Here is a 23908-nt window from a genome sequence, read left to right on the forward strand (position 1 = left end):
GTCAACCCCCGCCAAACCGCTCACTGGCCGCTGCGGGCGACAGCTGCAAGGTCGATGATTTCCGGCTCTGCGGCCACCTCTGGCTCGGGTTCTACAGCAGCAACCGGGGCCGACACCAACAGCGGCAACAGCTCGGCCCGCGTCACACTTGGCCCGGTGCCCTCAACTGGCTCGCGCCAGCTTAGCGTGTCAAAGCCGCCGCAATTCTCGCAGATCGGCTGCCACAGGCTGTGGATCGCCTGACATCTATCGCAGCACCACTGAGGCCCGCGCGGCGCAGTCAGCGCTTTGGAAAGCCAGCCGCGCACGACCGCATCATCGCTGCCCTCGCCGCGCTCGATCGCGGCCATGATCGCCAGCGCGCGCTGCGTCGGATGCCGGGTGATCAGATCCCCCAATGCGCGGCGGGCGTCCGGATACTCCTCGGCTGCGATGTTCAATTCGGCCAGCAGCAGCCGGGTTTCGTCGCTGTCCGGCTGCGAGGCCGTCAGCAACTTGAAGCGTTTCAGGCGCTGGTGCGGCACCTCATCTGGTTCGATCTCGGCAAAGGCTGCCGCGATTTCGGGATGCGGAACCACTTCCCACGCCTTCTTGAGCACGCGGGTTGCGGATTTCTTGTCACCAGCCTCGATCAACGCCCGTCCTGCCATCACAGCCGCCGGGATCAGGTCGGGCGATTTGCGGTTGGCCTCGATCGCGGCCTCACGCGCCTCAACTGTCGCGGTTTCATCCATCACTCCGCGCGCCTCCTGCAGGGCCAGCACAGCATCGCGGCGGCGATAGACATCTTTCGGCAAGGCCCCGGCTTTGAGCTTGGCCCCCAAAGTCACCCGCGCGCCTTTCCAATCGGCACTTTCGGATTGCAGCTTCAGCAGAATATCCTGAGTTTCCGCATGTTTCGGTTTCAATGCAAAAGCCTTTTCGGCCAAAGCCAGCGCGGTTTCGGTATCCCCCTCGGCAAGCTTTTGCTTCATCAGCCCCCTGATCCCGACAAAACGCGAAGAATCGCTGGCCAGCAGTGTCTTGTAGGCCTCGGTCGCGCGTTTGGTGTCGCCGGCCGCTTCTGCGGCTTGGGCGACCAGCAGGGTGGTCAGCTCTGGCCGCTCTAGATACTTCGCCGCCCGCTGCGCTCGCATCAAAGCCAAGCGTCCCTCGCCCGACGCCAACGCCATCAGCCCATCATTCAGCGCCTGATAGCCTTTGCGCTCGCGGTTGCGGTCGAAATAGCGCGAGATTGCAGTTTCATCCCCGTTCAGAAAGCGCAGGGTGGCAACGATGAAACCAACCAGCTTCATCAGCGTCCAAAGCGCTACCACCATCAGCAGCAGCAGGATAGCGGTTTGCAACGGGCCAAGCGTAAACTCCCATCCGCCCATCGAAACCCGCACGCCTTCCTCGCTGTGCAGCAGCATGTCCGCACCATATGTCAGGCCCGCAATCGCGGTGATGAACAGCAGGACCTTGAGCAAAGACCAGATCATCGCGCGCTCCTATTGCATCGCTGCGGCAAGGCCCGCAACTGCCGCCACCGCCGCCTGCCGCTTTTGCGCCATGGCCTGCCACTCTGCCAGTGCTGTCTGCGCCTCGGGGGGCAGAGCGGCAATTTCGGTCAGCGCAGCCGCAATGTCTCCGGCGGCAAGCGCGGCTTCGGCCCGCGACAACACCGCATCAGGATCGCTGCCTTCGCGCGGGGTCAGCGATCTTGCCCCGGTCTGCGTGCGCAGGAAATTTGCGGCGCGATCCGACCAGCTTTCGCCCATGTTCGCCCGCAATGCGGCCTCTAACGCCGCGCGCGCGGCGGCGGGGAACGCATCTTGCAGCGCCGCCACGGTCGGCACCCCAGTTTCGGCGTTTTCTGTCAGCACAGCGGGCACCTCGCCCAAGGCTGGCAGAGCCGAGCCATAGGCAGAACCGCTGTCCAAGGCTGCCTGCACCCGACCCAAAGCTGCATGCGCCTCGGCGGCTTTGGCTGTTGCTTCGGCATCAGCCTTGATCTGTGCTGCGGTGTCTTCGGCCTGTTTCAGAACCGCATCTGCGGCGGCTTTTTGCGCAGCCAAGGCGGCGGCAGAGGGCGCGCTGCCGCTGGCTGGCATTGCCTCTATCGCAGCCAGCCGCTGATCAAGCGCGCTGATCTGTTGTTGCAGCGGCGCAAGATCGGATGCGGGTGCTGCTTCGAGCGCGGCGATGCGCGAGTCTAACCCTGCATCCGGGCCGTCGGTTGGTTTGGCGGCAAGCGCTGCAAGCTGCGCCTTAAGGCTTTCGGTCTCGGCCTGCTGCGCGGTCAGCGCGGTCTGCAGGGCGGAGGTATCCTGCAATGGCCAACCGCCGGGCACATATTGCGCTGCGCCAAAGCCAGCCGCAGCCGCGATCACCCCGCCCAAAATCGGGCCAAACCAGCCAGCCTTTCGCGGGGTGGATTGCGAGGGTGCCTCTTGCGGTGCATCTGCAAGCGACGACGCATGGGTTACACCGGGTTGCGCCGCGATCACCGGGGCTGCTTCAAGCTCGGGTTGGTCTGTGTCTGCCATTGCCGTCCTCGCTGTCAGTCTTGGGGCCGCACCGCATTGGCCGCCATTCCTATGAAGTTAGGCCGAGGCTTGCCATGGTTCAAGAAGTCATCCTGCCCGAAGCAGAGCGTCAATCGCCGCACGCATCGCGGCGCTATCCGGCCGCAGGGCAATTTCAGTGCGAACGGTTGGAAAATCAAAGCCATCTGCCACCGCAGCACTCAGCGCTGCCAGCCAAATTGGTGCGACTGCCGCTATGCGCCGCAGCTCTGCCGCCAGTATCCGGGCTGAGCGTGGCGAAAACACTGGCAGGATCACCGGGGCCGCGCCCTGCAATATCGTGATGGCTTCATCGTTCAGCTGCAAAGCGATCTGACGATAGATTACCAAGGAAACCGTAGGGATTCCCGCCAAGACCAGCCTGTTTTGCAGATCGCCCGCGCTGTCTTGACCGCGCAGCAGCAACACCTGCCCCGCAGGTTGCGCGCGCAGGATATGCGCCAGAAGATCATCCGCATCCCCGGCAGCCGAGCTGGCCTCGAACCCCAGTTTCTGTGCGGCATCGGCTGTCCGATTGCCGACGCAAAACGCGCGCTTTGGCAGGGGGGCGCCAGTGGCGGAAATCCGCCCGGCGGCCTCTGCTCCGGTTTCAGAGGTCAGCACGATGGCGCTGAAATCTTCGCGCGGCAGGTGTGGCGTCGAAAACTCTGGCCGCATCAACGGCGAAATCACCGCACCGCCGATCTGTGCTGCAAACCGCTGGCTTTGCTGCGCGGGTCGGGTCAACAGGATGGTGGGGTGGGATTGTCTGGCCATGCCCTTGGTGTTACCTGCGATAGGGCAAGCAATCAACGGCGGACCATGAGCGGCAGTCTTACCTTTCTGGGCATCGAATCCAGCTGCGACGACACTGCCGCCGCTGTGATCCGGCATGTGCCGGGGCAAGTGCCGCAGATATTAGCCTCGGTGGTTGAGGGTCAGACGGCTTTGCATGCGGCGTTCGGTGGCGTGGTGCCCGAGATCGCCGCGCGCGCCCATGCAGAGCGGCTGGATCATTGCGTCGAACAGGCGTTGGTGGAAAGCGGTGTCGGGCTGGCTGATCTGGATGGCATCGCGGTGACATCGGGGCCGGGGCTGATTGGTGGCGTGTTGTCAGGGGTGATGCTGGCCAAGGGCCTGGCGCTGGCGACCGGGCTGCCGATTGTCGGGGTGAACCACCTTGCGGGCCATGCCTTGACGCCGCGATTGACCGATCAGTTGGCGTTTCCCTATCTGATGCTGCTGGTGTCGGGCGGGCATTGCCAATTTCTGATCGTGCATGGGCCCGCGCAGTTTCAACGGCTTGGTGGCACGATCGACGATGCCCCGGGGGAGGCGTTTGACAAGACCGCCAAGCTGCTGGGTCTGCCGCAACCCGGTGGACCAGCGGTGCAGGCCGAGGCAGCTTTGGGGGATGCCAAGCGCTTTGCCTTTCCGCGGCCCCTGCTGGATCGGCCCGGCTGCGATATGTCATTCTCGGGCCTGAAAACCGCTTTGCTGCGTGCCCGCGATGCCCTGATCGCGGAAAAGGGCGGGTTGACGGTGCAGGATCGCCGCGACCTCTGCGCCTGCTTTCAACTGGCGGTGGCCGAGGTACTGGCCGAGAAAACCCGCCGCGCTTTGGCGGTTTATGCGGATCTGTCGCCGAGCGAACCTGCGCTGGCGGTGGCGGGCGGCGTTGCGGCGAATACCGCCATCCGGGACAGGCTGGAGCAGCTTTGCGCGCTATCTGACACGCGGTTTCTGGCCCCGCCTTTGCGGCTGTGTACAGATAACGCCGCGATGATCGCTTGGGCCGGGATCGAGCGCTATCTGGCGGGCGGCTTCGATGACACGGATCTGGTTGCCCGGCCGCGCTGGCCACTGGACCCCACGGCAGCACCGCTGATCGGTTCCGGGAAAAAGGGGGCCAAGGCGTGATTGACGTTGTGACGCCAGCATCACGGTCTAAGGCGCGGAAACCGCCAAGGCTGTTGCCTACTTCCCTGAAGCCTTACAGATTGACACGCCAGCCACCGGCACGATTTCCGCCCTGCTGTGCCACCCCTTGAAACAGGAGTAACCCATGCGCGTTGCGCTTATCTGCAAAGACAAACCCGGCCATCTGCAAACCCGGCTGGACAACCGCTCGGCGCATCTGGCGCATATCGAGACTTCCGGCGTGGTGGAAATGGCTGGGCCTTTCCTAAGCGATGGCGCGATGACCGGCAGCCTTGTGGTGCTGAATGTTGACACGTTGGAACAGGCGCAGGCTTGGGCGGCGGCGGATCCCTATGCGCTGGCCGGTTTGTTTGAAAGTGTTATGATCAGCGAGTGGAAAAAGGTCATCGGCTGATGGGCTATTGGCTGTTCAAATCTGAACCCGACACCTGGGGCTGGCACAATCAGGTGGCGCGCGGGGATGTGGGTGAGGAATGGCATGGCGTGCGCAATTATCAGGCGCGCAACAACATGCGGGCGATGAAGATTGGCGATCGCGGGTTCTTCTATCACTCCAACATCGGCAAAGAGATTGTCGGGATCGTTGAAGTTTGTCGAGAATCGCAACCTGACAGCACCACCGATGACCCGCGTTGGGATTGTGTCTGCCTGCGGGCGGTGCAACCTTTGTTACGGCCCGTAACGCTGGAGACTTGCAAGGTGCAGCCGGGGTTGGAGAAGATGGTGTTGATCAACAACTCCCGCTTGTCGGTTCAGCCGGTTTCGGCTGACGAATGGGACATCATCTGTGATCTGGGCGGTTTGGGCTGATTGGAAAAGGGGGGCCCAATACCCCTAAAGGACCCCCCATCCACCCCACGTGCTCCCTCAGCACCACACGTGTTCTGTAAAAGGTCCCGGGCTACTGCCCTATGTCTTTATAGTTACGCAAAGGCGCCGAGTCGCGCAAACCGCAAGTGCTTGGGAATTGTTTCAAATCTGACGGGTCAGTGCTTTACGTCTGGCAAGAAGAATGCGGCAAGGCCCAGCAACGGCAGATACGCACAGATCTTGTAGACCGCGACGATGCCCCAGGCATCTGCCAGCACGCCAAGCCCCGCAGCGCCGATTGCGGCAATGCCGAAGGCCAGACCAAACAGCAGGCCCGCCACCATCCCGGTGCTTTGCGGCATCAAATCCTGCGCATAGACCACCATCGCCGGAAAGGCCGAAGCCAGCATCAGCCCCGCCAAAGCGGCAACCAGAACGGTTGGCACCAAGGGCAGCCATGGCATCGCCAAGGTCAGCGGCAGGATGCCAAGAATCGACCACAGGATCACCTTGCGCCGCCCGATCCGATCGCCAATCGGGCCGCCGATGATGGTGCCCGCCGCAACGGCAGCCAGAAAGATAAACAGGCAGACCTGCGATTGCCCGACGCTTAGGCCAAAACGCTCGATCAGGTAGAAGGTGTAGTAGTTCGACAATGACACCGAATAGAGGAATTTCGAGGTCATCAGCACAATCAGAATGAACATGCCCAGCCGCACCGTGGCTTTGGGCACTGCCACCGCAGAACGCGCCCGACTGCGCCGTGCAATTGCGCGGCCAGCGCCAACGGCCGTATACCACCGGCCGACCAGATACAGCAGCACCATGCCCAGCATGGCGACGCCCGCGAACCATTCGATGGAAACCTGCCCGCGCTGCATCACCACAAAAGCCGCAGCCAATGGCCCCATCGCCGAGCCCGCATTACCCCCGACCTGAAACAAAGATTGCGCAAACCCGGGACGCATCCCGGCAGCAAGCCGTGCAATCCGCGATGCTTCGGGGTGGAAAATGGATGAGCCCAGACCGATCATCGCGACCGATGCCAACACCGCCTCGAAGCTTTGCGCATGGGCCAGCAGCACCAACCCGATCCCGGTGGAGGCCATGCCCGCCGCCAAAGCATAGGGCAGGGGGCGTTTGTCAGTATAAAGCCCGATCAGCGGTTGCAGGATCGACGCGGTGCCCTGAAACACCAAGGTGATCAAGCCGATCTGGGCGAAGGACAGCGCGAGGTTATCTTTCAGCAGCGGATAGGCTGCCGGGATCAGCGACTGCATCAGATCATTCAGCAGGTGCCCCAAGGCGACGGCAAGAATGATCGGCACGACGGTTGCATCGGCGGGTTGCGACGGATGAGCTTCGGCAGACATGACAAACCTTTCGCAGAAAGCCCCGCACCATCGCGCGGCTTTCTGGAAATGGCAATGTCTGGGGCGGAGCTTATCGCGGCCCGACGATCACTTCGTGGGGTGGATTATTTCGCGTAAACGGCTTCTTTGCCGAAATGCTTTGCCAGCATGTAATAGATCACGGCGCGATACTTGTTGCGCTCTCCGCGGCCATAGGTGTCGATCACGGCGTTGATCGCCTCCATCAAGGCGGGGCTGTCGGCGAGACCCAGCTTTTTGATCAGGAAGTTGTTCTTGACGGTTTCCAGTTCGGAGGTGTCAGAGCCTGCGACGGTCTCGCTGTCTGCGCTGTAAATCGCCGGGCCGCAACCAATGGTCACTTTGGTCAGCAAATCCATATCCGGGTTGATCTTGCACTTGGTTTTGAGATCTTCGGCATATTTGGCGATCAGATCGTCACGCTTGCTCATTAGAGTATTCCCTCGGTTGTCGGATCAATTAAAATTTCCCCGCTGAACGCGGTGTGGCGGAACATTAGGCGATGGGGGAAAACGCTCAAAGGGAAATATCGCCTCGGGTTCCCCCCTGCGCGGAAGCCCTCTGACCCAGATTTGCGACGCAAAAGGCCCGAGGTTTCCCCCGGGCCAATGGCGATTGCGGTTGTTTGGCTTTGCATAAACAGCCGACTTTGGGTCGGACTTTTTGTCCCAGCTGGGACAAATGTATGCATTTTGCGATTTCTGAAAACTTAGCCACTAAATGTGGATAAGTCGTCGAAATCAGTAGCGGTAATGTTCAGCTTTGAACGGGCCTTCGACTTTGACGCCGATGTAGTCGGCTTGGTCTTTGCGCAGTTCGGTCAGCTTGACGCCGATTTTCTTCAGATGCAGGCGGGCGACTTTCTCATCCAGCTCTTTCGGCAGGATGTAGACGCCGGGGGCATAGTTTTCGCCCTTGGTCCACAACTCAATCTGCGCCAAAACCTGGTTGGTGAAGGAAGCCGACATCACGAAAGACGGGTGGCCGGTGGCGTTGCCAAGGTTCAGCAAGCGGCCTTCCGACAGAAGGATGATGCGATTGCCCGAGGGCATCTCGATCATATCCACCTGTTCCTTGATGTTGGTCCATTTGTGGTTTTTCAGCGCGGCGACCTGAATTTCGTTGTCGAAATGGCCGATGTTGCCGACGATCGCCATATCCTTCATCTCGCGCAGATGCTCGATGCGAATGACATCACGGTTGCCGGTGGTGGTGATGAAGATGTCGGCGTTGGCGACTTCGTCTTCCAGCAGGGTGACTTCATAGCCATCCATCGCGGCTTGCAGGGCGCAGATCGGATCAACTTCGGTGACTTTCACGCGGGCACCAGCGCCACGCAAGGACGCGGCCGAGCCTTTGCCGACATCGCCATAGCCGCAAACCACAGCGACTTTGCCCGCCATCATGGTGTCGGTGGCGCGGCGGATGCCGTCGACCAGCGATTCCTTGCAGCCGTATTTGTTGTCGAACTTCGACTTGGTGACGCTGTCATTGACGTTGATCGCGGGGAAGGGCAGTTGGCCGTTCTTGTGCAGATCATAGAGGCGGTGGACGCCCGTGGTGGTTTCTTCGGACACGCCCTTGATCGCCGCTTTGGTCTTGGTGAAGAAACCGGGAGTTTCCTTCATCCGCTTGGCGATCTGCAGCTTGATGACTTCTTCTTCCTCGGATTGCGGAACCGGGATGATGTCTTCGCCAGCCTCGGCACGGGCACCGAGAAGGACGTAAAGCGTGGCGTCGCCGCCATCGTCGAGGATCATGTTCGCGCCTTCGGGGAACATGAAGGAACGGTCAAGGTAATCCCAATGCTCGGTCAGGGTCTGGCCCTTGATGGCGAAAACCGGGATGCCAGCCTCGGCAATCGCTGCCGCTGCATGATCTTGGGTCGAGAAGATGTTGCACGACGCCCAGCGCACATCAGCGCCCAAAGCGGTCAGCGTTTCGATCAGGGCAGCGGTTTGGATGGTCATGTGCAAGCTGCCGACAATCCGCGCGCCTTTCAGCGGCTTGGTGGTGCCGAATTCCTCGCGGCAGGCCATCAGGCCCGGCATTTCGGTTTCGGCAATCACCAACTCTTTGCGGCCATACGCAGCCAGCGCAATATCCTTAACGATGTAATCCTTCGCCATCTGGCGCACTCCTTGATCCTATGGTTGCGGGGCAGATAGCATTTACTGGGCCTCTCGACAACCAAGCGCGAGACTGGCAGGAAAAACCGGCAAGGAGGCCGCATGAAACAACCGCGCGCGTGGCAACGGATGCTTTCGGGGCGCAGGCTTGACCTGCTGGACCCGACGCCGATGGATATTGAGATCGAAGATATCGCACATGGGCTGGCGTTTGTGGCGCGCTGGAACGGGCAGACGCGCGGGGATTTCGCCTATTCGGTGGCGGAACATTCGCTGCTGGTTGAGGAAATTTACGCGCGGCAGAATGTGGCCAATCCGCGCTGGCAGTTGGCGGCTTTGCTGCATGATGCGCCGGAATATGTGATTGGCGATATGATCAGCCCGGTGAAATCTGCGGTGGGGCCGAGTTATACGGAATTGGATGTAAGGCTGACGGCAGCGGTGCATCTGCGCTTTGGGCTGCCTGCGGTTCTGCCTGTGGTGGTGAAAAAGGCGATCAAGGCGGCGGATAAAATCTCGGCCTGGTTAGAGGCGGTGCAGATCGCGGGGTTTTCGGAACCCGAGGCGGACAAGCTGTTCGGTCGGCCTGATACGGCTTTGTTGCGTGGGCTGGAGATTAAATTAAGACCGCCCGCACAGGTGCGGGCGGATTATGTCGCGCGGCATTTGGAATTGCTGGCGGCGCTCAAGATCTAAAGCCGTTCGCTGGTTTGCTTGGTCCAACGGGTTTCCGTCGGGCGGGTCGGAAAGCGGTCGCGCGGGGTCGGGGTTGGGCTGGCGCGCAGCGCGATCAGCAGGGCATCTGCGAGAATGTTTAACATGACTTGCTCCTATTTGCTTGTCGTCATAGGGTTTTTATAGCGCATTTCGGCCCTGCTTCCGAGTCAGCGAAAATTTCAAACTGTTAGGCTGCCTATCATGTCGGTCGATTGGAGAAACCTGCCCTCGCTGACCGCCTTGCGGGCGTTTGAGGCTGCGGCACGGCTGCAAAGCTTTTCGCGTGCGGCGCGCGATCTGAATGTGACCCATGCCGCCGTTGCCCAACAGGTGCGCAGTCTGGAAGCCGATCTGGGGCGTGAATTGCTGTATCGGCAGGGGCGGGGGCTGGCCCTGACACCCGAAGGCGCAAAGCTGGCGCAGGCGCTGACCGATGGCTTTCATAGCATCGAGGTGGCGGTGAATGATCTGCGCGGCGCTGATCCGAACGCCCCATTGCGGGTGACGCTGACCCCGGCTTTCGCGGCGCAATGGCTGATCCCGCGGCTGGGGGCGTTCTGGAAGGCGCATCCCGAGGTTGGCCTGTCCTTGCACCCCGAACATCGCGTGATGGATTTGCGCCGTGACGGCATTGATCTGGCGATCCGGTTTGGCGATGGCAAATGGCCGGGGGTCGAGGCCGAATTTCTGACCTCGGCACATTATATTATTGTGGCGGCTCCGTCGCTATTGCAGGGGCGCTTGAGGCTGACGACGGCGGAAATGTCAGCAATGCCTTGGGTGATAGAGCCCGATTGGCCAGAGGCTTTGGTGTGGCTGCGCAGTTTCGGGCTGCAACCAGATGCGATGAACATCACCTATATTCCGACAGAAGAGCTGGCGCTTTCGGCGGCGCGGCAAGGCTACGGTCTGCACGTCGAAGCTGCCGCGCTGATGGAAAAAGATCTTGCAAACGGCGATCTGATCGCAGTGGGCGAGATTAAGGACGAAACCTTGGCCTATTATCTGGTCACAAAACCGGGGCCAAAGCGGGCAGAGTTGAAAACATTCATGAAATGGCTAAAGGCCGCCATCTAAGGCGGCCCTCAAGGTTCAGATTGCCATATCATCCGGCTGCTTGCCTGCGGCCAAAGCCGCTGCAAACCAGCGCGGTTTGCGGCCACGGCCCGACCAAGTGTCAGACGAATCCGCCGGATTTGCATATTTAGCCACAGCCGGAGCGCGTTTGCGTGCGACAGTCACACCGGTCAGTTCAGCCAGAGAGAAACCTTTGGCGCGCGCAAATTCTTCAATCTCTGCAAGGGCTTCTTTCTTTTTGCGATCCTCAAAAGAGCTAATGGCTTTTGCCACTTGCGATTGCAGATCTTTCAACTCTTTAAGCGACAACCCGTTGATATCAATGGTCACGAAAGCATCCTTTCAGGATTTGGATGCAGCCTTTTAGGCCGAAAGGATTTTAACATCAAGCACGGGCTTATTTTGGGCTGCGCTTGGCGAGAATACGCTGCAAAGTCCGCCGATGCATCGAAAGCCTGCGCGCGGTTTCCGAAACATTGCGGTCGCACATCTCGTAAACCCGTTGAATATGTTCCCACCGCACCCGGTCGGCGGACATGGGATTTTCAGGCGGTTCTGGCATCGCCGCACCTTTGGCGAGCAAAGCCTGCGTCACATCATTGGCATCAGCGGGTTTGGACAGATAATCCGTCGCACCGATTTTAACTGCGGCCACCGCGGTTGCAATCGCACCATAGCCGGTCAGCACGACGATGCGGCTATCTGGGCGACGCTCGCGCAGAACCTCGACCACATCAAGGCCATTGCCGTCTTCAAGCCGCAGATCAATCACCGCATAAGCCGGCGGGCGGGCCAGCACAATCGCCCGACCTGCGGCAACGCTGCCTGCGGTTTCGGGGATAAAACCGCGTTTCTCCATCGCTTTCGCCAGACGCTTTACAAAAACCTCGTCATCATCGACCAAAAGCAAGCTGCGATCCGCCCCGAGTTCTGCGTTAAGATCATCTGTCATGAAATCCCCCGTTCCCTGAAAATCAACCTAGGTCGCAAGCTGCCTTGCGTCAAACAGCGCCTAGCTGTTGTCAATAAAACAGGCAGTGCGATCGGCCATTTGGGCGGCAGTATCATCCCGGTTGAAGAAATCGGCAAAGCCTAGGCCGGGCAGCATCAGATAGGTGAAGGTCGAATGATCCATCAAGTAATACTGATCGCCAGTTTCTTGTTTCTTGTAAAAGGTTTTATAGGCGCGCGATGCCGCCTGAATCTTTTCGGGCGTTCCCGTCAGGCCAACCATATCGGGGTGCAGGTTCTGGGTGAAATCCTTGAGCACTTCGGGGGTGTCGCGCTCGGGGTCGATGGTGATGAAAACCGGGGTCACATCCATACCTTTGGCTTTCAAAAGGTCCACGGCTTCGGCATTGCGCGCACCATCCAACGGGCAGACATCCGGGCAAAAGCTGTAACCGAAGTAGACCAGCGACGGCTTAGCCAGCACTTGTTTATCGGTGACAGTCTGACCTGCCTCATTGACCAAAGTGAACGGCCCGCCAATATCGCCCGCGCCCCCCGCGAGCGCCGAACCGCGGCATTGCGCGAACGGATCGGCGGCGCGCTGTTGCCACGCCACAAAAGCCGTGCCACCCAAAAGCCCTGCAATCGCAACAACGGCCAAGCCTGCATAGATTTTCAACATGGTGCCCCCAATTCATTGCGCATTGATCCGCGCCGTCTGGCCCCTTATCAATCGCAAAGCCGTCCTGAACGCCAGCCCTTGCCAAGGCCAAACCATGTCAAACCAGCGTGACATAACCGCCCAATCTGCCAGTTTCAGGCCCGAGCGCGCTGATTGGCTGCGGTTGCGCACCCTTATCTTTCAGCGCTGGATGGCAAGCTTTGGTCAGCTGGCGGCGCTGATGTTCGCGACGCGGTATTATGGCATGCAGCTGCCGCTGGGTCTGTGCTTTCTGGCCGTTGGGCTGGCGGTGATCGCCAATTTGCTGTCGATTTTCCTGTTTCCGCAGAACAAGCGGCTGACGGAAACCGAAGCGATGATGACCTTGCTGTTCGATCTGGCGCAGCTGTGTTTTCTGTTGTTTCTGACGGGTGGGTTGACCAATCCGTTCGCGCTGTTGGTGCTTGCGCCCGTGACGGTATCGGCCAGCGCCTTGACCTTGCGCAGCACCTTGATCATCGGCGCAGCGGCGGCGGTTTTCGTGACGCTGATTGGGCTGTTCAATGTGCCATTGTTGCTGGAAAATGGCATCGCCTTTCACACGCCGGGGCTGTTTACCTTTGGATTTTGGCTGTCCTTGCTGATCGGGATTGCATTTCTGGGGCTATATTCCCGCCGCGTTGCCACTGAGATGCGCACGATGTCAGATGCGTTGTTTGCCACTCAGATGGCGCTGGCGCGGGAGCAAAAGCTGACCGATCTGGGCGGCGTGGTGGCCGCCGCGGCACATGAGCTAGGCACGCCGCTTGCCACCATCAAACTGGTCAGCACCGAGATGATGGACGAGCTTTCAGATCACCCCGATCTGGCCGAAGATGCCCGGCTGATCCGTGAACAGGCGGATCGGTGCCGCGATATTTTGCGCTCGATGGGCAAGGCGGGCAAAGATGATCTGCTGTTGCGGCAAGCGCCTTTGGCGACGGTGCTGCAAGAGGCTGCTGAACCGCATACCGGGCGCGGCATCGAGGTGATTTTCACCATGGCGGGGCAGGGTCGCGAGCCGCAGGTGCAGCGGCGCCCCGAATTGATCCACGGATTGCGCAATCTGGTGCAAAACGCGGTGGATTTTGCGCAAAGCAAGGTCTGGGTTGATGCGCAATACACGCCGGACCGAATCCTGCTGCGGATCATTGATGATGGCGCGGGCTTTCCGACGCAAGTTTTGGGGCGGATCGGAGACCCATTCGTGCGCTCGCGCCGTGACGAGCAGGATTTGACGCGCAGGCCCGGCTACGAGGGCATGGGATTGGGGCTGTTCATCGCCAAAACTCTGCTTGAGCGAACCGGTGCGGAATTATCCTTTGCCAATGCCGCCGATCCTTTTTTAACCGCCGAAGAGCGTCCGGCGCGATCTGGCGCGATTGTCGAAGTGACCTGGCCTGCCGCAGCTATCCTGGCAGAGGCCGGGGCTTTGGGTGAAAATCAGCCAATTGCCGAATAGTATAATAAAAGCGATCTGCTTTGCCGGGTCTTTAACGCATCGTTAACGATCTATTCCCTAGGTTGATTGGGCGTATGGGAATCGCCCATTCAGACGGGGCTGTGCAATGATTTTACCGCTTGTTCTTGCAATAGTTGCAGCCGCGCTTTCTGCTGCCGCAGTTGGTATTCTGACGCTTTGGTTGTATCCCGGTCGTGAATTGGCGCCTGCGGCCAGCGTCTTTGCGGATACAAACCGCGAAACTGCGTTCTTGTTTGACGGTGAGGTGTTGGTTGACAGCACCGCCACAGCGCGCGCGCTTTTGGCCGCCAGCCCCTTGAAAGGTGCGGCTTGGGGCAGCTTGATGGGATTTCTGAGCGGCCGTTTTGACAATCTTGAAGCGCAGTTGCAGCGCGTTATCGCTGATGGCACCATCGAGATACCGTCTATTGGAAAATCTAAACCTCTGATATTAAAGGCAGAGCATGAGGGCGGGTTGACGCGCCTTACGCTAAAGGATGCCAGCAACGACACTGCGACATCAGGTGGCAGTTTGCTCGCGCAGCGCGCTATGCTGGATGAGCTGGCGCTGCTGCGCGACACCGTTGCGACCGCGCCGATGCTGCTGTGGCGTGAAAATGCGGCGGGCGAGGTGGTTTGGGCGAATGGCCCCTATATGGTGCAAGCCTTCGCCATCATGGATGAGAGCAAAGAGCTGAGCTGGCCACTGCCACGCCTGTTTAACCGGACTGCCGCGAAATCGGGCAAGGATCAACGCCAAAGCCTGACGCCACCGGGCAAGGCGCGGCTGTGGTTTGATGTGTCCAGCTGCCCCGAGCAGGACGGCGATTTGATGTTCGCGATTCCGGCGGATGTGGCTGTGAAGGCCGAAAACGCATTGCGGGACTTTATGCAGACGCTGACAAAGACGTTTGCGCAACTGCCGATCGGGCTGGCAATCTTTGACAACCAGCGCAAATTGCAACTTTTCAACCCGGCTCTGATGGATCTGACGCAGCTACAGGCAGACTTTCTGTCATTGCGACCGTCGCTTTCCGCCGTGCTGGATGCCATGCGTGATCACAAGATGCTGCCCGAGCCGAAGGATTATCACGACTGGCGCAGACAGATTGTCGAGATCGAGAAAGGCGCTGCCGCCGGGCTTTATGAAGAAACATGGAGCCTGCCAGATGGCCAGACCTACCGGGTCACCGGGCGGCCGCATCCGAACGGGGCTTTGGCGCTGCTGGTCGAGGATATTTCCGGCGAAATGCTCCGCACCCGCCGCTATCGCGCAGATCTGGAGCTTGGCCAATCGGTGATTGATCATATGGAGGAGGCGATTGCAGTGTTTTCGCAATCGGGTCAGCTGGTGATGTCAAATAATGGCTATGTCGGGCTATGGGGGGATGATCCGGCTGGGGATCTGGGCGAGCCAACTGTGAAAACACTGTCAGCGCACTGGCGGACGCAATCCGCCCCAAATTCGCTTTGGGCAGAGGTTGAAGACTATGTCGCCACCGTCGGGGATCGCGAAAGCTGGCGTGGTGAGGCCCGATTGTTGGACGGAAGGCTTATCAGTTGTCGGTTTTCGCCCTTGGCGGCGGGATCGACACTGGCGCTGTTTCGCCTGATGCCACCCGCTGAAGCAGGCCAGGCCAGACTTGCAGAAGGTGCCGGATTGCGGCGGGCCTGAACTTCGCGGCTTGCGGCGGTGACGTGCGCGGCGATAGACTTGGCCTATGGAAACGTCCGATCTTGCCACTGTCTATCTGGCCTCAGAAGAGGATACCGCCGATCTTGGTCGCTGGCTGGCGCTTAGGCTGCGCGCCGGTGATTGTTTGCTTTTGCAGGGGCCAATTGGGGCCGGGAAAAGCCATCTGGCGCGGACATTTATTCAGGCACGCTTGGGGCGGATGGAAGATGTGCCTTCGCCGACCTTTACGCTGGTTCAAACCTATCAAGCAGATGTCGAGATTTGGCACGCCGATCTGTATCGGCTCTCGCATCCGGACGAGGTGGCCGAATTGGGGCTGCATGACGCGTTTTCGCAAGCGATTTGCCTGATCGAATGGTCTGAAAGGCTGGGCGACCTTGCACCGCGCGATGCATTGCGGTTGCAGATTTTACCGCAGGGCGACGGCCGCACGGTCAGTCTGACCTCCCCACGACACCCTGACTTGGTCGGTGAATTTGCCGCGCGATGGGCAAAATGAGTGATAGGCGGGCCCAGTCGCAGATTTTCCTTGTTAAAGCGGGCTGGGGTGATGCTGCGCGTGAGTTTTTGGCCGGTGATGCATCAGAACGCAGTTATGATCGCTTGCGCCAAGGCAATGAATCTGCGGTCTTGATGGATGCGCCGCCCGGGGGCAGTGATGATCCTGCGACGTTTCTGGCAATTGCAGCGCATCTTCGGTCGCTTGGCCTGTCGGCTCCGCGCTGCTATGCGCAGGATCTTGTGCACGGGTTCCTGCTGCTGGAAGATCTTGGCGACGCAGTCTATGCGCGCAAGATCGAAGCTTATCCAAGCCTTGAAATCAGTCTCTATACGGCCGCAACAGGCGTATTAGCTGCGATCCAAAGCCAGCCTCCCGCAGCTAACCTGCCTGATCTGACCGCCGCCGAATGGGCCGGTGCGGCTGGGTTTGCGCTGGATTGGTATCGCTTTTCCATCACCGGCGATCGTATTGATTCCGCTGACTTCTGCACCACCCTGACAGATGCCCTGACGCGATATGCCGACGGCCCTCGGGTTATGATTCTGCGTGACTATCACGCCGAGAATCTGCTGTGGTTGCCAGATCGCCAAGGTCTTGCCAGCGTTGGTCTGCTGGATTTCCAACTCGCGCAACTTGGCCAGCCCGGCTATGATCTGGTGTCACTTTTACAGGACGCCCGCCGAAATGTTTCACGTGAAACAGAGGCGCTGATGATCCAGACTTTCTGCGAGCAGGCTGGCACGACGGAGGCCAACTTCCGCCCTGCATATGCCGCCTTGGGTGCCCAGCGCGCGCTGCGGATTCTTGGTATTTTTGCCAAGCTGTGCCTGCAAGGTGGCAAGCCAAACTACATTCCGCTGATCCCACGGGTCTGGCAGCATCTGCAGCACAATTTTGCCATACCAGAACTTGAACCACTGGCTAAAATCTGCGGCCAGCTTTTGCCCGCACCAACCCCCGAAGCCCTTGCCCGAATAGGTTCCCAATGCGGCCACTTCCGCTGATGCTTTTTGCTGCGGGCTTTGGCACCCGAATGGGCGCATTGACTGCGCATTGCCCAAAACCCCTGATCAAAGTGGCCGGCAAACCGCTGATCGACCATGCTTTGGCCATTGCAGATCAGGCCGAAGTAACGAAAATCGTGGTCAACCTTCATTACCTTGGCGATCAGATCGCCGCCCATCTTGGGCACCGCGACGTTACATTCTCGTGGGAATCCGAAATCCTTGAAACGGGCGGCGGCCTGAAAGCAGCGCTGCCGCATCTTGGCAACGGCCCGGTCATGACCCTGAACACCGATGCCGTTTGGAGTGGCCAAAACCCGTTGACCCAACTGCTAACCGCCTGGGACCCGGAAAAAATGGACGCTCTGCTGCTGTTGCTGCCGACAGACAAAGCCCTTGGCCACAGCGGCAAGGGCGATTTTCTGCTTGACGATCAATCCCGCATCACGCGCGCGCATGGCACCAATGCGCCTATATACCTCGGCGCGCAAATTCTGAAAACACGGGGACTCGCAGCGATACCAGAGACCGTTTTTAGCCTGAACAGGCTTTGGGATCTCGCCATCGCCGACGGTCGCGCCTATGGTTTGATCCATCAGGGCGGCTGGTGCGACGTCGGGAGTCCTGCTGGCATCGCATTGGCCGAAACTCTCTATGTTTAACCCCAACCAATCCCGTATATTTGCTCTGCCTCCGGGCACAGATTTCCCCGCCGAACTGGTCAGCGGCCTTATCGCGCGTATGGCCGCACAACCACCGCAAGCTATGGCTGGCGTGACGGTTTACCTGAACACCGCACGCATGCGCCGCCGCGTCATTCAACTGTTTGCTGCCCAAGGCGCGCGCTTTCTGCCGCGCCTGCTGTTGGTCACCGATCTTGCGACCGACCCGCGTCTTGCCCTGCCCGCACTGGTTCCGCCACTGCGTCGGCGGCTTCAGATGGCAGAACTTATCGCCAAGCTGCTTGACGCGCAGCCTGATCTGGCTCCCCGCGCAGCCCTTTATGACCTCTCTGACAGCCTCGCCACCTTGCTGGACGAGATGCAGGGCGAGGGCGTCTCAGCCGAGGCCATCTCGGCGCTGGATGTGTCAAATCACTCCAAACATTGGGAAAGAACGCAAACCTTTCTGCGGATCGTCACCCCGCTGTTCGCCGACGCCAGCGATGCTGAATCCCGCCAACGCCTCGCGGTGCAACAGCTGGCCCAGCGCTGGCACTCCCAGCCGCCCACAGGGCCGGTGTTGATCGCGGGCTCAACGGGTTCCCGCGGCACCACTGCCCTGTTCATGCAGGCGGTAGCGCAGTTGCCACAGGGCGCAATCGTGCTGCCGGGCTATGATTTTGAGACGCCGCCAGCCGTTTGGCAGGCGATGGATGACGCGCTGACGGCCGAAGATCACCCGCAGTATCGCTTCCGCCATTTGATGGATCTGCTGGGTATCGCGCCCGATGCCATTCAACCGTGGCGCACCACTGCGCCCCCAGACAAAAGACGCAACCTGCTGATTTCACTGTCGCTTCGTCCGGCCCCTGTCACTGATCAATGGCTGGTCGAAGGACCAAACCTGCCCGACCTGTGCAGCGCCACCCAAGACCTCAGCCTGATAGAGGCCGCCTCGCCGCGTGCGGAGGCGCTCGCAATCGCGCTTATCCTGCGTGACGCCGCCGCCTCTGGCACCACCGCCGCCCTGATCACGCCCGACCGTAACCTCAGCCGCCAAGTCACCGCAGCGCTTGATCGCTGGGCGATATTACCTGACGATTCCGCAGGCCGCCCCCTCGCCATGTCCGCCCCCGGTCGCTTTCTGCGCCATACATCTGCACTTTTGGGCCAACGCCTGACAGCGGACAGCCTATTAACCGTGCTAAAACATCCGCTTACGGCCTCTGGTGCCATGCGCAGCGCTCATACAAGGCTTACGCGAGATCTCGAGCTGAAGCTCCGCAAATCCGGCCCCGCATTTCCAACTGATGCTGACCTGCTGGAGTGGGCAGCCGCCCGAAAAGACGATGCCCTGCCTTGGGCGCGATTCATCGCCGATACTCTGCAAGGTCTCGACGAAATCCCGCGCCGCCCGCTCGCCGATCACGTCGCCCAGCACCGCACCCTGTCGGAATCCTTGGCGCGCGGCTTGGATCCGATCGGCAGCGGCGAACTCTGGGTCAAAGCCGCTGGGATCGAGGCGCTTGCCCTGATGGAAACCCTCGCCACCGAGGCCCCGTATGGTGGCACTTTCTCCGCCGCCGAATACTGCGATCTTTTTGAGGCTTTGGTGAACAAAGGCGAAGTGCGCGAACCCGTTCAGGCGCATCCCAACATTATGATCTGGGGCACGCTAGAGGCCCGCGTTCAAGGTGCCGATTTGGTAATTCTGGGGGGTTTGAACGACGGCATCTGGCCAAAACTGCCCGAGCCTGACCCTTGGCTCAACCGTTCGATGCGCAAGAAAGCGGCTCTGTTATTGCCCGAACGTCAGATTGGTCTGTCAGCCCACGATTATCAACAAGCCATCGCCGCCCCTCGCGTGATCCTGTCGCGCGCCGTCCGCAATGCCGAGGCTGAAACCGTCCCCAGCCGCTGGCTGAACCGGTTGATGAACCTGATGGACGGGCTGCCGCAGAAAAATGGCGGTGTCGCCTTGGCCGAGATGCGCGCCCGTGGGGCCAAATGGCTGGCGCTTGCCCGCGCCGTTGAGCAACCGACGGCGGCGCAAAAGGTGGATCCGCGCCTGCGCCCCGCCAAACGCCCCGCCCCGCAGCCGCCCGTCAGCGCGCGTCCGCCAAAATTGTCACTCACCAATATTGAACGGCTGATCCGCGACCCATACGCCATCTACGCGCGCTATATCTTGCGGCTGAATCCACTTGATCCACTTCATCAATCCCCTGACGCCCGCGATCGCGGCATCATTGTACATGATGTGCTAGAGCGCTTTGTGAAAACGCGCCCCTTAAACGAAACCCGCGCTGCAGCCCGCGCCCGCTTGCTCGGCCTCGCCCGCATCGTTCTGGCCGAAGAATCGCCCTTCCCCGCTGCCCGCGCGCTTTGGCTTGCCAAACTTGATCGCGCCGCCGACCATTTCCTCACACAAGACAGCAAACACGGCGGCACCTCGCTCGCACTGGAAACCAAAGGCGCGCTAAAACTCGAAAATCTTGCGTTCACTCTGTTCGGCACGCCGGACCGCATTGACAGGCTGCCCGACGGCACCCTGCATCTGATTGATTACAAGACCGGATCGGCCCCCAAAGCCCCCCAGCAAAAGCAATATGCCAAGCAACTGCTTCTTGCTGCCGTCATGGCCAACCGTGGCGGTTTTGCCGATCTGGGCCCCTCTGATGTCGCGAAGATCAGCTATATCGGCCTCGGCGCCAGCGAAGACGTGGTGGAAACCGAAATCACCGACGCCATCCTGACCGAACATTGGGAGAAACTGCTGAACCTGATCGCCCGCTACCTGCGCCGCAACACCGGCTACACCGCCCGCCGCGCTTTGTTTGAAACCCGCTATCCCGGCGATTACGACCACCTGTCGCGCTTTGGCGAATGGGAAATGTCTGACCGCGCGGTGCCCGAGCACGTTGGGCCAGATGCGGCAGGCCCCGAACCGGTCGGAGACGCCGAATGACCCGCAACGACGCCTCTGAACGCCAAATCCAAGCCTCCAACCCCGCAGACACCGTCTGGCTGTCGGCCAACGCCGGCTCTGGCAAGACCCGCGTGTTGACCGACCGCGTCGCCCGCCTGCTGCTGCGCGGTGTTGAACCGCAGCACATTCTCTGCCTGACCTACACCAAAGCCGCCGCAACCGAGATGCAAAACCGCCTGTTCCGTCGCTTGGGCGAATGGGCAATGAAGCCCGACGCAGATCTGCACCGCGCTTTGGCCGATCTGGGCGACGAGACCCGCCATGCCGCTGGCGCGCTGGCAAAAGCCCGCCAGTTGTTCGCCCGCGCCATTGAAACGCCCGGCGGCTTGCGCATCCAGACCATCCACAGCTTTTGCGCCACCCTGCTGCGCCGCTTCCCTCTCGAAGCCGGAGTGTCCCCGCAGTTTACCGAACTTGACGACCGCGCCGCCCGGCTTTTGCGCGAGAATATCATCGAAGAAATGGCCGAATTCCGCGCGCCCGAAGTGATGGCCGAAGTGGCCCGCGCCTACACCGGCGAGGATTTCACCGCGCTTATGGAGCAGGTTTCGGCCAAACGCGCAGGCTTCAGCAAGCTGCTGACCGGGGCGCAAACCCGCGCCCTTTTCAACGTGCCCAGTACCGAAACCAGCGAAACTTTGCTGGCCGATGTGCTGTTGGGCTACGAATCCGACCTGATCGCCAACATTCTGCCCGCTCTGCAAAACGGCGGCGCCAACGACAATAAGACCGCAGCGAAACTGTCCGCCCTTGATCTCGGCAATCCCAATCTCGCCACTCTGTCCGCGCTGGAAGACACCCTGCTGTTCGGTGACAAAACCAAAACCCCTTATGGCGCCAAGATCGGCACCCTGCCCACAAAGCCGACGCAAAAGCTGATCGGCAACCACTTGCCCCAGCTTGACGCTCTGATGCTGCGGGTCGAAGCCGCCCGGCCGCGCCGGATCGCCCTGCAAGCCGCTCAGAAAACCGCCATCCTGCACCGCTTCGCCGCCAGCTTCCTGCCGCTCTACGAGGCCGCGAAAGCCGCGCGCGGCTTTTTGGATTTTGACGATCTGATCACCCGCGCCAAGGGGCTGCTGACCGATCCTTCGGTTGCCGCATGGGTGCTGTTCCGGCTTGATGGCGGCATCGACCACATTCTGGTCGACGAGGCACAGGACACCAGCCCCGACCAATGGCGCGTGATTGAGCTGCTGGCCGCAGAGTTTACCGCAGGCCAAGGCACCCGCGACGAAACCCGGACTCTCTTCGTGGTCGGCGATAAAAAGCAGTCAATCTATTCGTTCCAAGGCGCTGATGTCGCGGCTTTCGATGAAAAACAGGCAGAGTTTCAGGCCAAATTCCGTGCCGCGCAAAAGAATTTCGTCCGGCTTGATCTGGAATACTCCTTCCGTTCCTCTACCGCTGTTCTGCGGGTGGTGGATGAAACATTTGCCGACCGCTTTCCGAAAGCCATGGGCGACAGCGTCCATCACCTTGCCTTCAAATCAGATCTGGCGGGGCGGGTGGATCTGTGGCCACTGCTGGAAAAATCCGAAGACCCGAAAGATGAAAACTGGGAAGACCCGGTTGATCTGATATCAGAAACCCACCACTCAGCCCGGCTGGCCGAGAAAATCGCCCAGCATATCAAAGGTTTGATTGACGCGGGCACGCAAATTCCGACCGATGCCGGCCCCCGGCCCTTGCATGCGGGCGATGTGCTGATCTTGGTGCAGCGCCGCTCGGCCTTGTTTTCCGAAATCATTCGCGCCTGCAAAAAGGCCGATCTACCGATCGCGGGCGCAGATCGCTTAAAGCTTGGCGCGGAGTTGGCGGTCAAAGACCTTGCTGCATTGCTGTCCTTCCTTGCCACTCAGGATGACGATTTGTCGTTGGCCGCCCTGTTGCGCTCGCCGCTGTGTGGATGGACCGAGGCCGAGCTCTATGCCCTGGCACACCCCCGCAAGGGCTATTTGTGGGAGGCTTTGCGCGACAGCATCAGCCATCCCGAAACCCTTGAAATGCTGCACGATCTGCGCGATCAGGCCGACTTTCTGCGCCCCTATGATTTGATTGAACGCGCGCTGACCCGTCACGACGGTCGCCGCCGCCTGCTGACCCGGCTTGGTCCCGAGGCTGAAGACGGCATTGACGAATTCCTGTCGCAAGCCTTGGCGTTCGAGCGCACCGAAATTCCCAGCCTGACCGGCTTTCTCATCTGGCTCGAAACCGATGAAATTGAAGTCAAACGCCAGATGGACAGCGAAGGCCACCGCATCCGCGTGATGACAGTCCACGGCGCGAAGGGGCTAGAAGCGCCGCTGGTGATCCTGCCAGACACCTGCGACCGTAGCCCGCAAGACCGCGATGAGATTTACACGCTGGAGAACGGCCTGCCAGTGTGGAAAACGCCCAGCAATGAAAGCCCATCGCCCATCGCCACCGCTCGGACTTTGCGCAAAGATAAAGCCGAGGAAGAAAGCCTCCGCCTGCTTTACGTCGCCCTCACCCGTGCCCGCACTTGGTTGATCGTCTGCGGCGCGGGTGAAGCAAAGAAAGAAACCGCGTGGTATCGCTTGGTGCAGCAAGGCATCATGGCAGCGGGAACCGAGGCTATCGCTGATGGCGCGCTGCGCCACAGCTTCGGCATTTGGCCTGATCCTACGCCAAAACAGGCTCTAACATCGCCAGAACTGCCGTTTTTGCCGCTGTGGGCAACACAAGCCGCTGCAAGCCCCGAGCGCCCTGCGCAACCGCTTTCGCCTTCTGATCTTGGCGGCGCAAAACTGCTGCCGGGGGAAACCGATGGCTCCGGCGAGGACGCCGCCAAAGCACGCGGCACTGCCCTGCATCTGCTGCTGGAACATTTGCCCCACACACCCTTGGCCGATTGGCCCAGCCTTTCCGCCAGCCTAATCCCTGATCTAACCCTGCGCGCAACCCTTCTGGCCGAAGCCGAGGCCGTCCTGACAGCCCTGCCCCATATCTTCGCCCCCGAAGCCCTGTCAGAGGTCGCCTTCACCGCCAGCCTGAACGGCCACCCCATGCTGGGCACCATCGACCGCCTGCTGATCCACCCCGATCACATCCTTGCCGTCGATTTCAAATCCAACCACCGCACGCCTGCAATGCCCGAGCAAACCCCCGAAGGCATCCTGCGCCAGATGGCCGCCTATGCCGAGGCCTTGGCGCAAATCTACCCCAACCACCGCATCGACACCGCGATCCTGTGGACCCGCACCGCCACCCTGATGCCACTGCCCCCCGATATTGTGAGGGCAGCTATGCAGCGCGCCACTATCCCTTGACGCGCAGCCCCGCCGTCCCTAGGTTCAATGCCTGACAT

General features: G+C 60.3%; 22 protein-coding genes. 12 read left to right on the forward strand and 10 right to left on the reverse strand.

What is annotated here, in order from left to right; translation table 11 throughout:
• Window positions 1-20: 20 nt before the first annotated feature.
• The 3 genes from QQJ98_RS06000 to QQJ98_RS06010 form a co-directional block, all read right to left on the reverse strand.
• The gene (locus QQJ98_RS06000) at window positions 21-1481 is read right to left on the reverse strand and encodes a heme biosynthesis protein HemY (protein ID WP_284324415.1); all 1461 of its coding nucleotides are present in this window, start codon (window positions 1479-1481) and stop codon (window positions 21-23) included.
• A 9-nt stretch (window positions 1482-1490) separates the two neighbouring features.
• On the reverse strand, window positions 1491-2528 hold the full coding sequence (locus QQJ98_RS06005; RefSeq protein ID WP_284324416.1) for a COG4223 family protein: 1038 nt from the start codon (window positions 2526-2528) through the stop codon (window positions 1491-1493).
• An 87-nt stretch (window positions 2529-2615) separates the two neighbouring features.
• Window positions 2616-3323, reverse strand: a complete 708-nt coding sequence (locus tag QQJ98_RS06010; protein ID WP_284324417.1) for a uroporphyrinogen-III synthase — start codon at window positions 3321-3323, stop codon at window positions 2616-2618.
• Between the two features lie 45 nt (window positions 3324-3368).
• On the opposite strand from QQJ98_RS06010, the gene tsaD reads away from it, so the two are divergent.
• The 3 genes from tsaD (at window position 3369) to QQJ98_RS06025 (ending at window position 5297) form a co-directional block, all read left to right on the forward strand.
• Window positions 3369-4466 carry a tRNA (adenosine(37)-N6)-threonylcarbamoyltransferase complex transferase subunit TsaD gene (gene tsaD, locus QQJ98_RS06015; protein ID WP_284324418.1) on the forward strand — a complete coding sequence of 366 codons (1098 nt, stop codon included), beginning with the start codon at window positions 3369-3371 and terminating at the stop codon, window positions 4464-4466.
• A 145-nt stretch (window positions 4467-4611) separates the two neighbouring features.
• Window positions 4612-4881, forward strand: coding sequence for a YciI family protein (locus QQJ98_RS06020; protein ID WP_284324419.1), 270 nt, complete (start codon window positions 4612-4614; stop codon window positions 4879-4881).
• Window positions 4881-5297: an EVE domain-containing protein gene (locus tag QQJ98_RS06025; protein WP_284324609.1), complete on the forward strand. Its 417-nt coding sequence runs from the start codon at window positions 4881-4883 to the stop codon at window positions 5295-5297. Before QQJ98_RS06020 ends, QQJ98_RS06025 begins: the two co-directional genes overlap by 1 nt.
• Window positions 5298-5473: 176 nt before the next feature.
• Here the strand turns inward: QQJ98_RS06025 and QQJ98_RS06030 are convergent, their stop codons facing one another.
• From QQJ98_RS06030 to ahcY, 3 genes are all read right to left on the reverse strand, one after another.
• Window positions 5474-6670: an MFS transporter gene (locus QQJ98_RS06030; protein ID WP_284324420.1), complete on the reverse strand. Its 1197-nt coding sequence runs from the start codon at window positions 6668-6670 to the stop codon at window positions 5474-5476.
• Between the two features lie 104 nt (window positions 6671-6774).
• Entirely contained in the window at window positions 6775-7119 is a 345-nt protein-coding gene (locus QQJ98_RS06035; protein ID WP_284324421.1) for a DUF2853 family protein, read from the reverse strand.
• 309 nt (window positions 7120-7428) lie between these two features.
• Entirely contained in the window at window positions 7429-8817 is a 1389-nt protein-coding gene (gene ahcY, locus QQJ98_RS06040; protein WP_284324422.1) for an adenosylhomocysteinase, read from the reverse strand.
• A gap of 102 nt (window positions 8818-8919) precedes the next feature.
• Here ahcY and QQJ98_RS06045 point away from each other — a divergent pair, with 102 nt between their 5' ends.
• Window positions 8920-9513 (forward strand): YfbR-like 5'-deoxynucleotidase, encoded by a 594-nt coding sequence (locus QQJ98_RS06045; protein WP_284324423.1) that lies wholly within the window; start codon window positions 8920-8922, stop codon window positions 9511-9513.
• On the opposite strand, the gene QQJ98_RS06050 is transcribed toward QQJ98_RS06045, so the two are convergent.
• Window positions 9510-9638, reverse strand: a complete 129-nt coding sequence (locus QQJ98_RS06050) for a hypothetical protein (protein WP_284324424.1) — start codon at window positions 9636-9638, stop codon at window positions 9510-9512. The genes QQJ98_RS06045 and QQJ98_RS06050 overlap by 4 nt on opposite strands.
• A 97-nt stretch (window positions 9639-9735) precedes the next feature.
• Here QQJ98_RS06050 and QQJ98_RS06055 point away from each other — a divergent pair, with 97 nt between their 5' ends.
• Window positions 9736-10611 carry a LysR family transcriptional regulator gene (locus QQJ98_RS06055; RefSeq protein ID WP_284324425.1) on the forward strand — a complete coding sequence of 292 codons (876 nt, stop codon included), beginning with the start codon at window positions 9736-9738 and terminating at the stop codon, window positions 10609-10611.
• A 15-nt stretch (window positions 10612-10626) separates the two neighbouring features.
• Here the strand turns inward: QQJ98_RS06055 and QQJ98_RS06060 are convergent, their stop codons facing one another.
• The 3 genes from QQJ98_RS06060 to QQJ98_RS06070 form a co-directional block, all read right to left on the reverse strand.
• Window positions 10627-10941: an H-NS histone family protein gene (locus QQJ98_RS06060; RefSeq protein ID WP_284324426.1), complete on the reverse strand. Its 315-nt coding sequence runs from the start codon at window positions 10939-10941 to the stop codon at window positions 10627-10629.
• 67 nt (window positions 10942-11008) lie between these two features.
• Entirely contained in the window at window positions 11009-11563 is a 555-nt protein-coding gene (locus QQJ98_RS06065; protein WP_284324427.1) for an ActR/PrrA/RegA family redox response regulator transcription factor, read from the reverse strand.
• Between the two features lie 60 nt (window positions 11564-11623).
• Window positions 11624-12244 (reverse strand): SCO family protein, encoded by a 621-nt coding sequence (locus QQJ98_RS06070; RefSeq protein ID WP_284324428.1) that lies wholly within the window; start codon window positions 12242-12244, stop codon window positions 11624-11626.
• A gap of 94 nt (window positions 12245-12338) precedes the next feature.
• On the opposite strand from QQJ98_RS06070, the gene regB reads away from it, so the two are divergent.
• From regB to addA, 7 genes are all read left to right on the forward strand, one after another.
• Window positions 12339-13724 (forward strand): sensor histidine kinase RegB, encoded by a 1386-nt coding sequence (gene regB / locus QQJ98_RS06075; RefSeq protein ID WP_284324429.1) that lies wholly within the window; start codon window positions 12339-12341, stop codon window positions 13722-13724.
• 106 nt (window positions 13725-13830) lie between these two features.
• On the forward strand, window positions 13831-15399 hold the full coding sequence (locus QQJ98_RS06080; protein ID WP_284324430.1) for a PAS-domain containing protein: 1569 nt from the start codon (window positions 13831-13833) through the stop codon (window positions 15397-15399).
• A 46-nt stretch (window positions 15400-15445) separates the two neighbouring features.
• Window positions 15446-15919, forward strand: a complete 474-nt coding sequence (gene tsaE, locus QQJ98_RS06085) for a tRNA (adenosine(37)-N6)-threonylcarbamoyltransferase complex ATPase subunit type 1 TsaE (RefSeq protein ID WP_284324431.1) — start codon at window positions 15446-15448, stop codon at window positions 15917-15919.
• Window positions 15916-16926, forward strand: a complete 1011-nt coding sequence (locus tag QQJ98_RS06090) for an aminoglycoside phosphotransferase family protein (RefSeq protein ID WP_284324432.1) — start codon at window positions 15916-15918, stop codon at window positions 16924-16926. Before tsaE ends, QQJ98_RS06090 begins: the two co-directional genes overlap by 4 nt.
• The gene (locus tag QQJ98_RS06095) at window positions 16908-17588 is read left to right on the forward strand and encodes a nucleotidyltransferase family protein (RefSeq protein WP_284324433.1); all 681 of its coding nucleotides are present in this window, start codon (window positions 16908-16910) and stop codon (window positions 17586-17588) included. Before QQJ98_RS06090 ends, QQJ98_RS06095 begins: the two co-directional genes overlap by 19 nt.
• Window positions 17581-20556, forward strand: coding sequence for a double-strand break repair protein AddB (gene addB / locus QQJ98_RS06100; RefSeq protein ID WP_284324434.1), 2976 nt, complete (start codon window positions 17581-17583; stop codon window positions 20554-20556). The genes QQJ98_RS06095 and addB overlap by 8 nt, the downstream gene beginning before the upstream one ends.
• On the forward strand, window positions 20553-23870 hold the full coding sequence (gene addA, locus QQJ98_RS06105; protein ID WP_284324435.1) for a double-strand break repair helicase AddA: 3318 nt from the start codon (window positions 20553-20555) through the stop codon (window positions 23868-23870). Before addB ends, addA begins: the two co-directional genes overlap by 4 nt.
• Window positions 23871-23908 lie beyond the last annotated feature (38 nt).

It is taken from the genome of Cypionkella aquatica, assembly GCF_030161095.1.
Classification (GTDB): Bacteria; Pseudomonadota; Alphaproteobacteria; order Rhodobacterales; family Rhodobacteraceae; genus Cypionkella; species Cypionkella aquatica.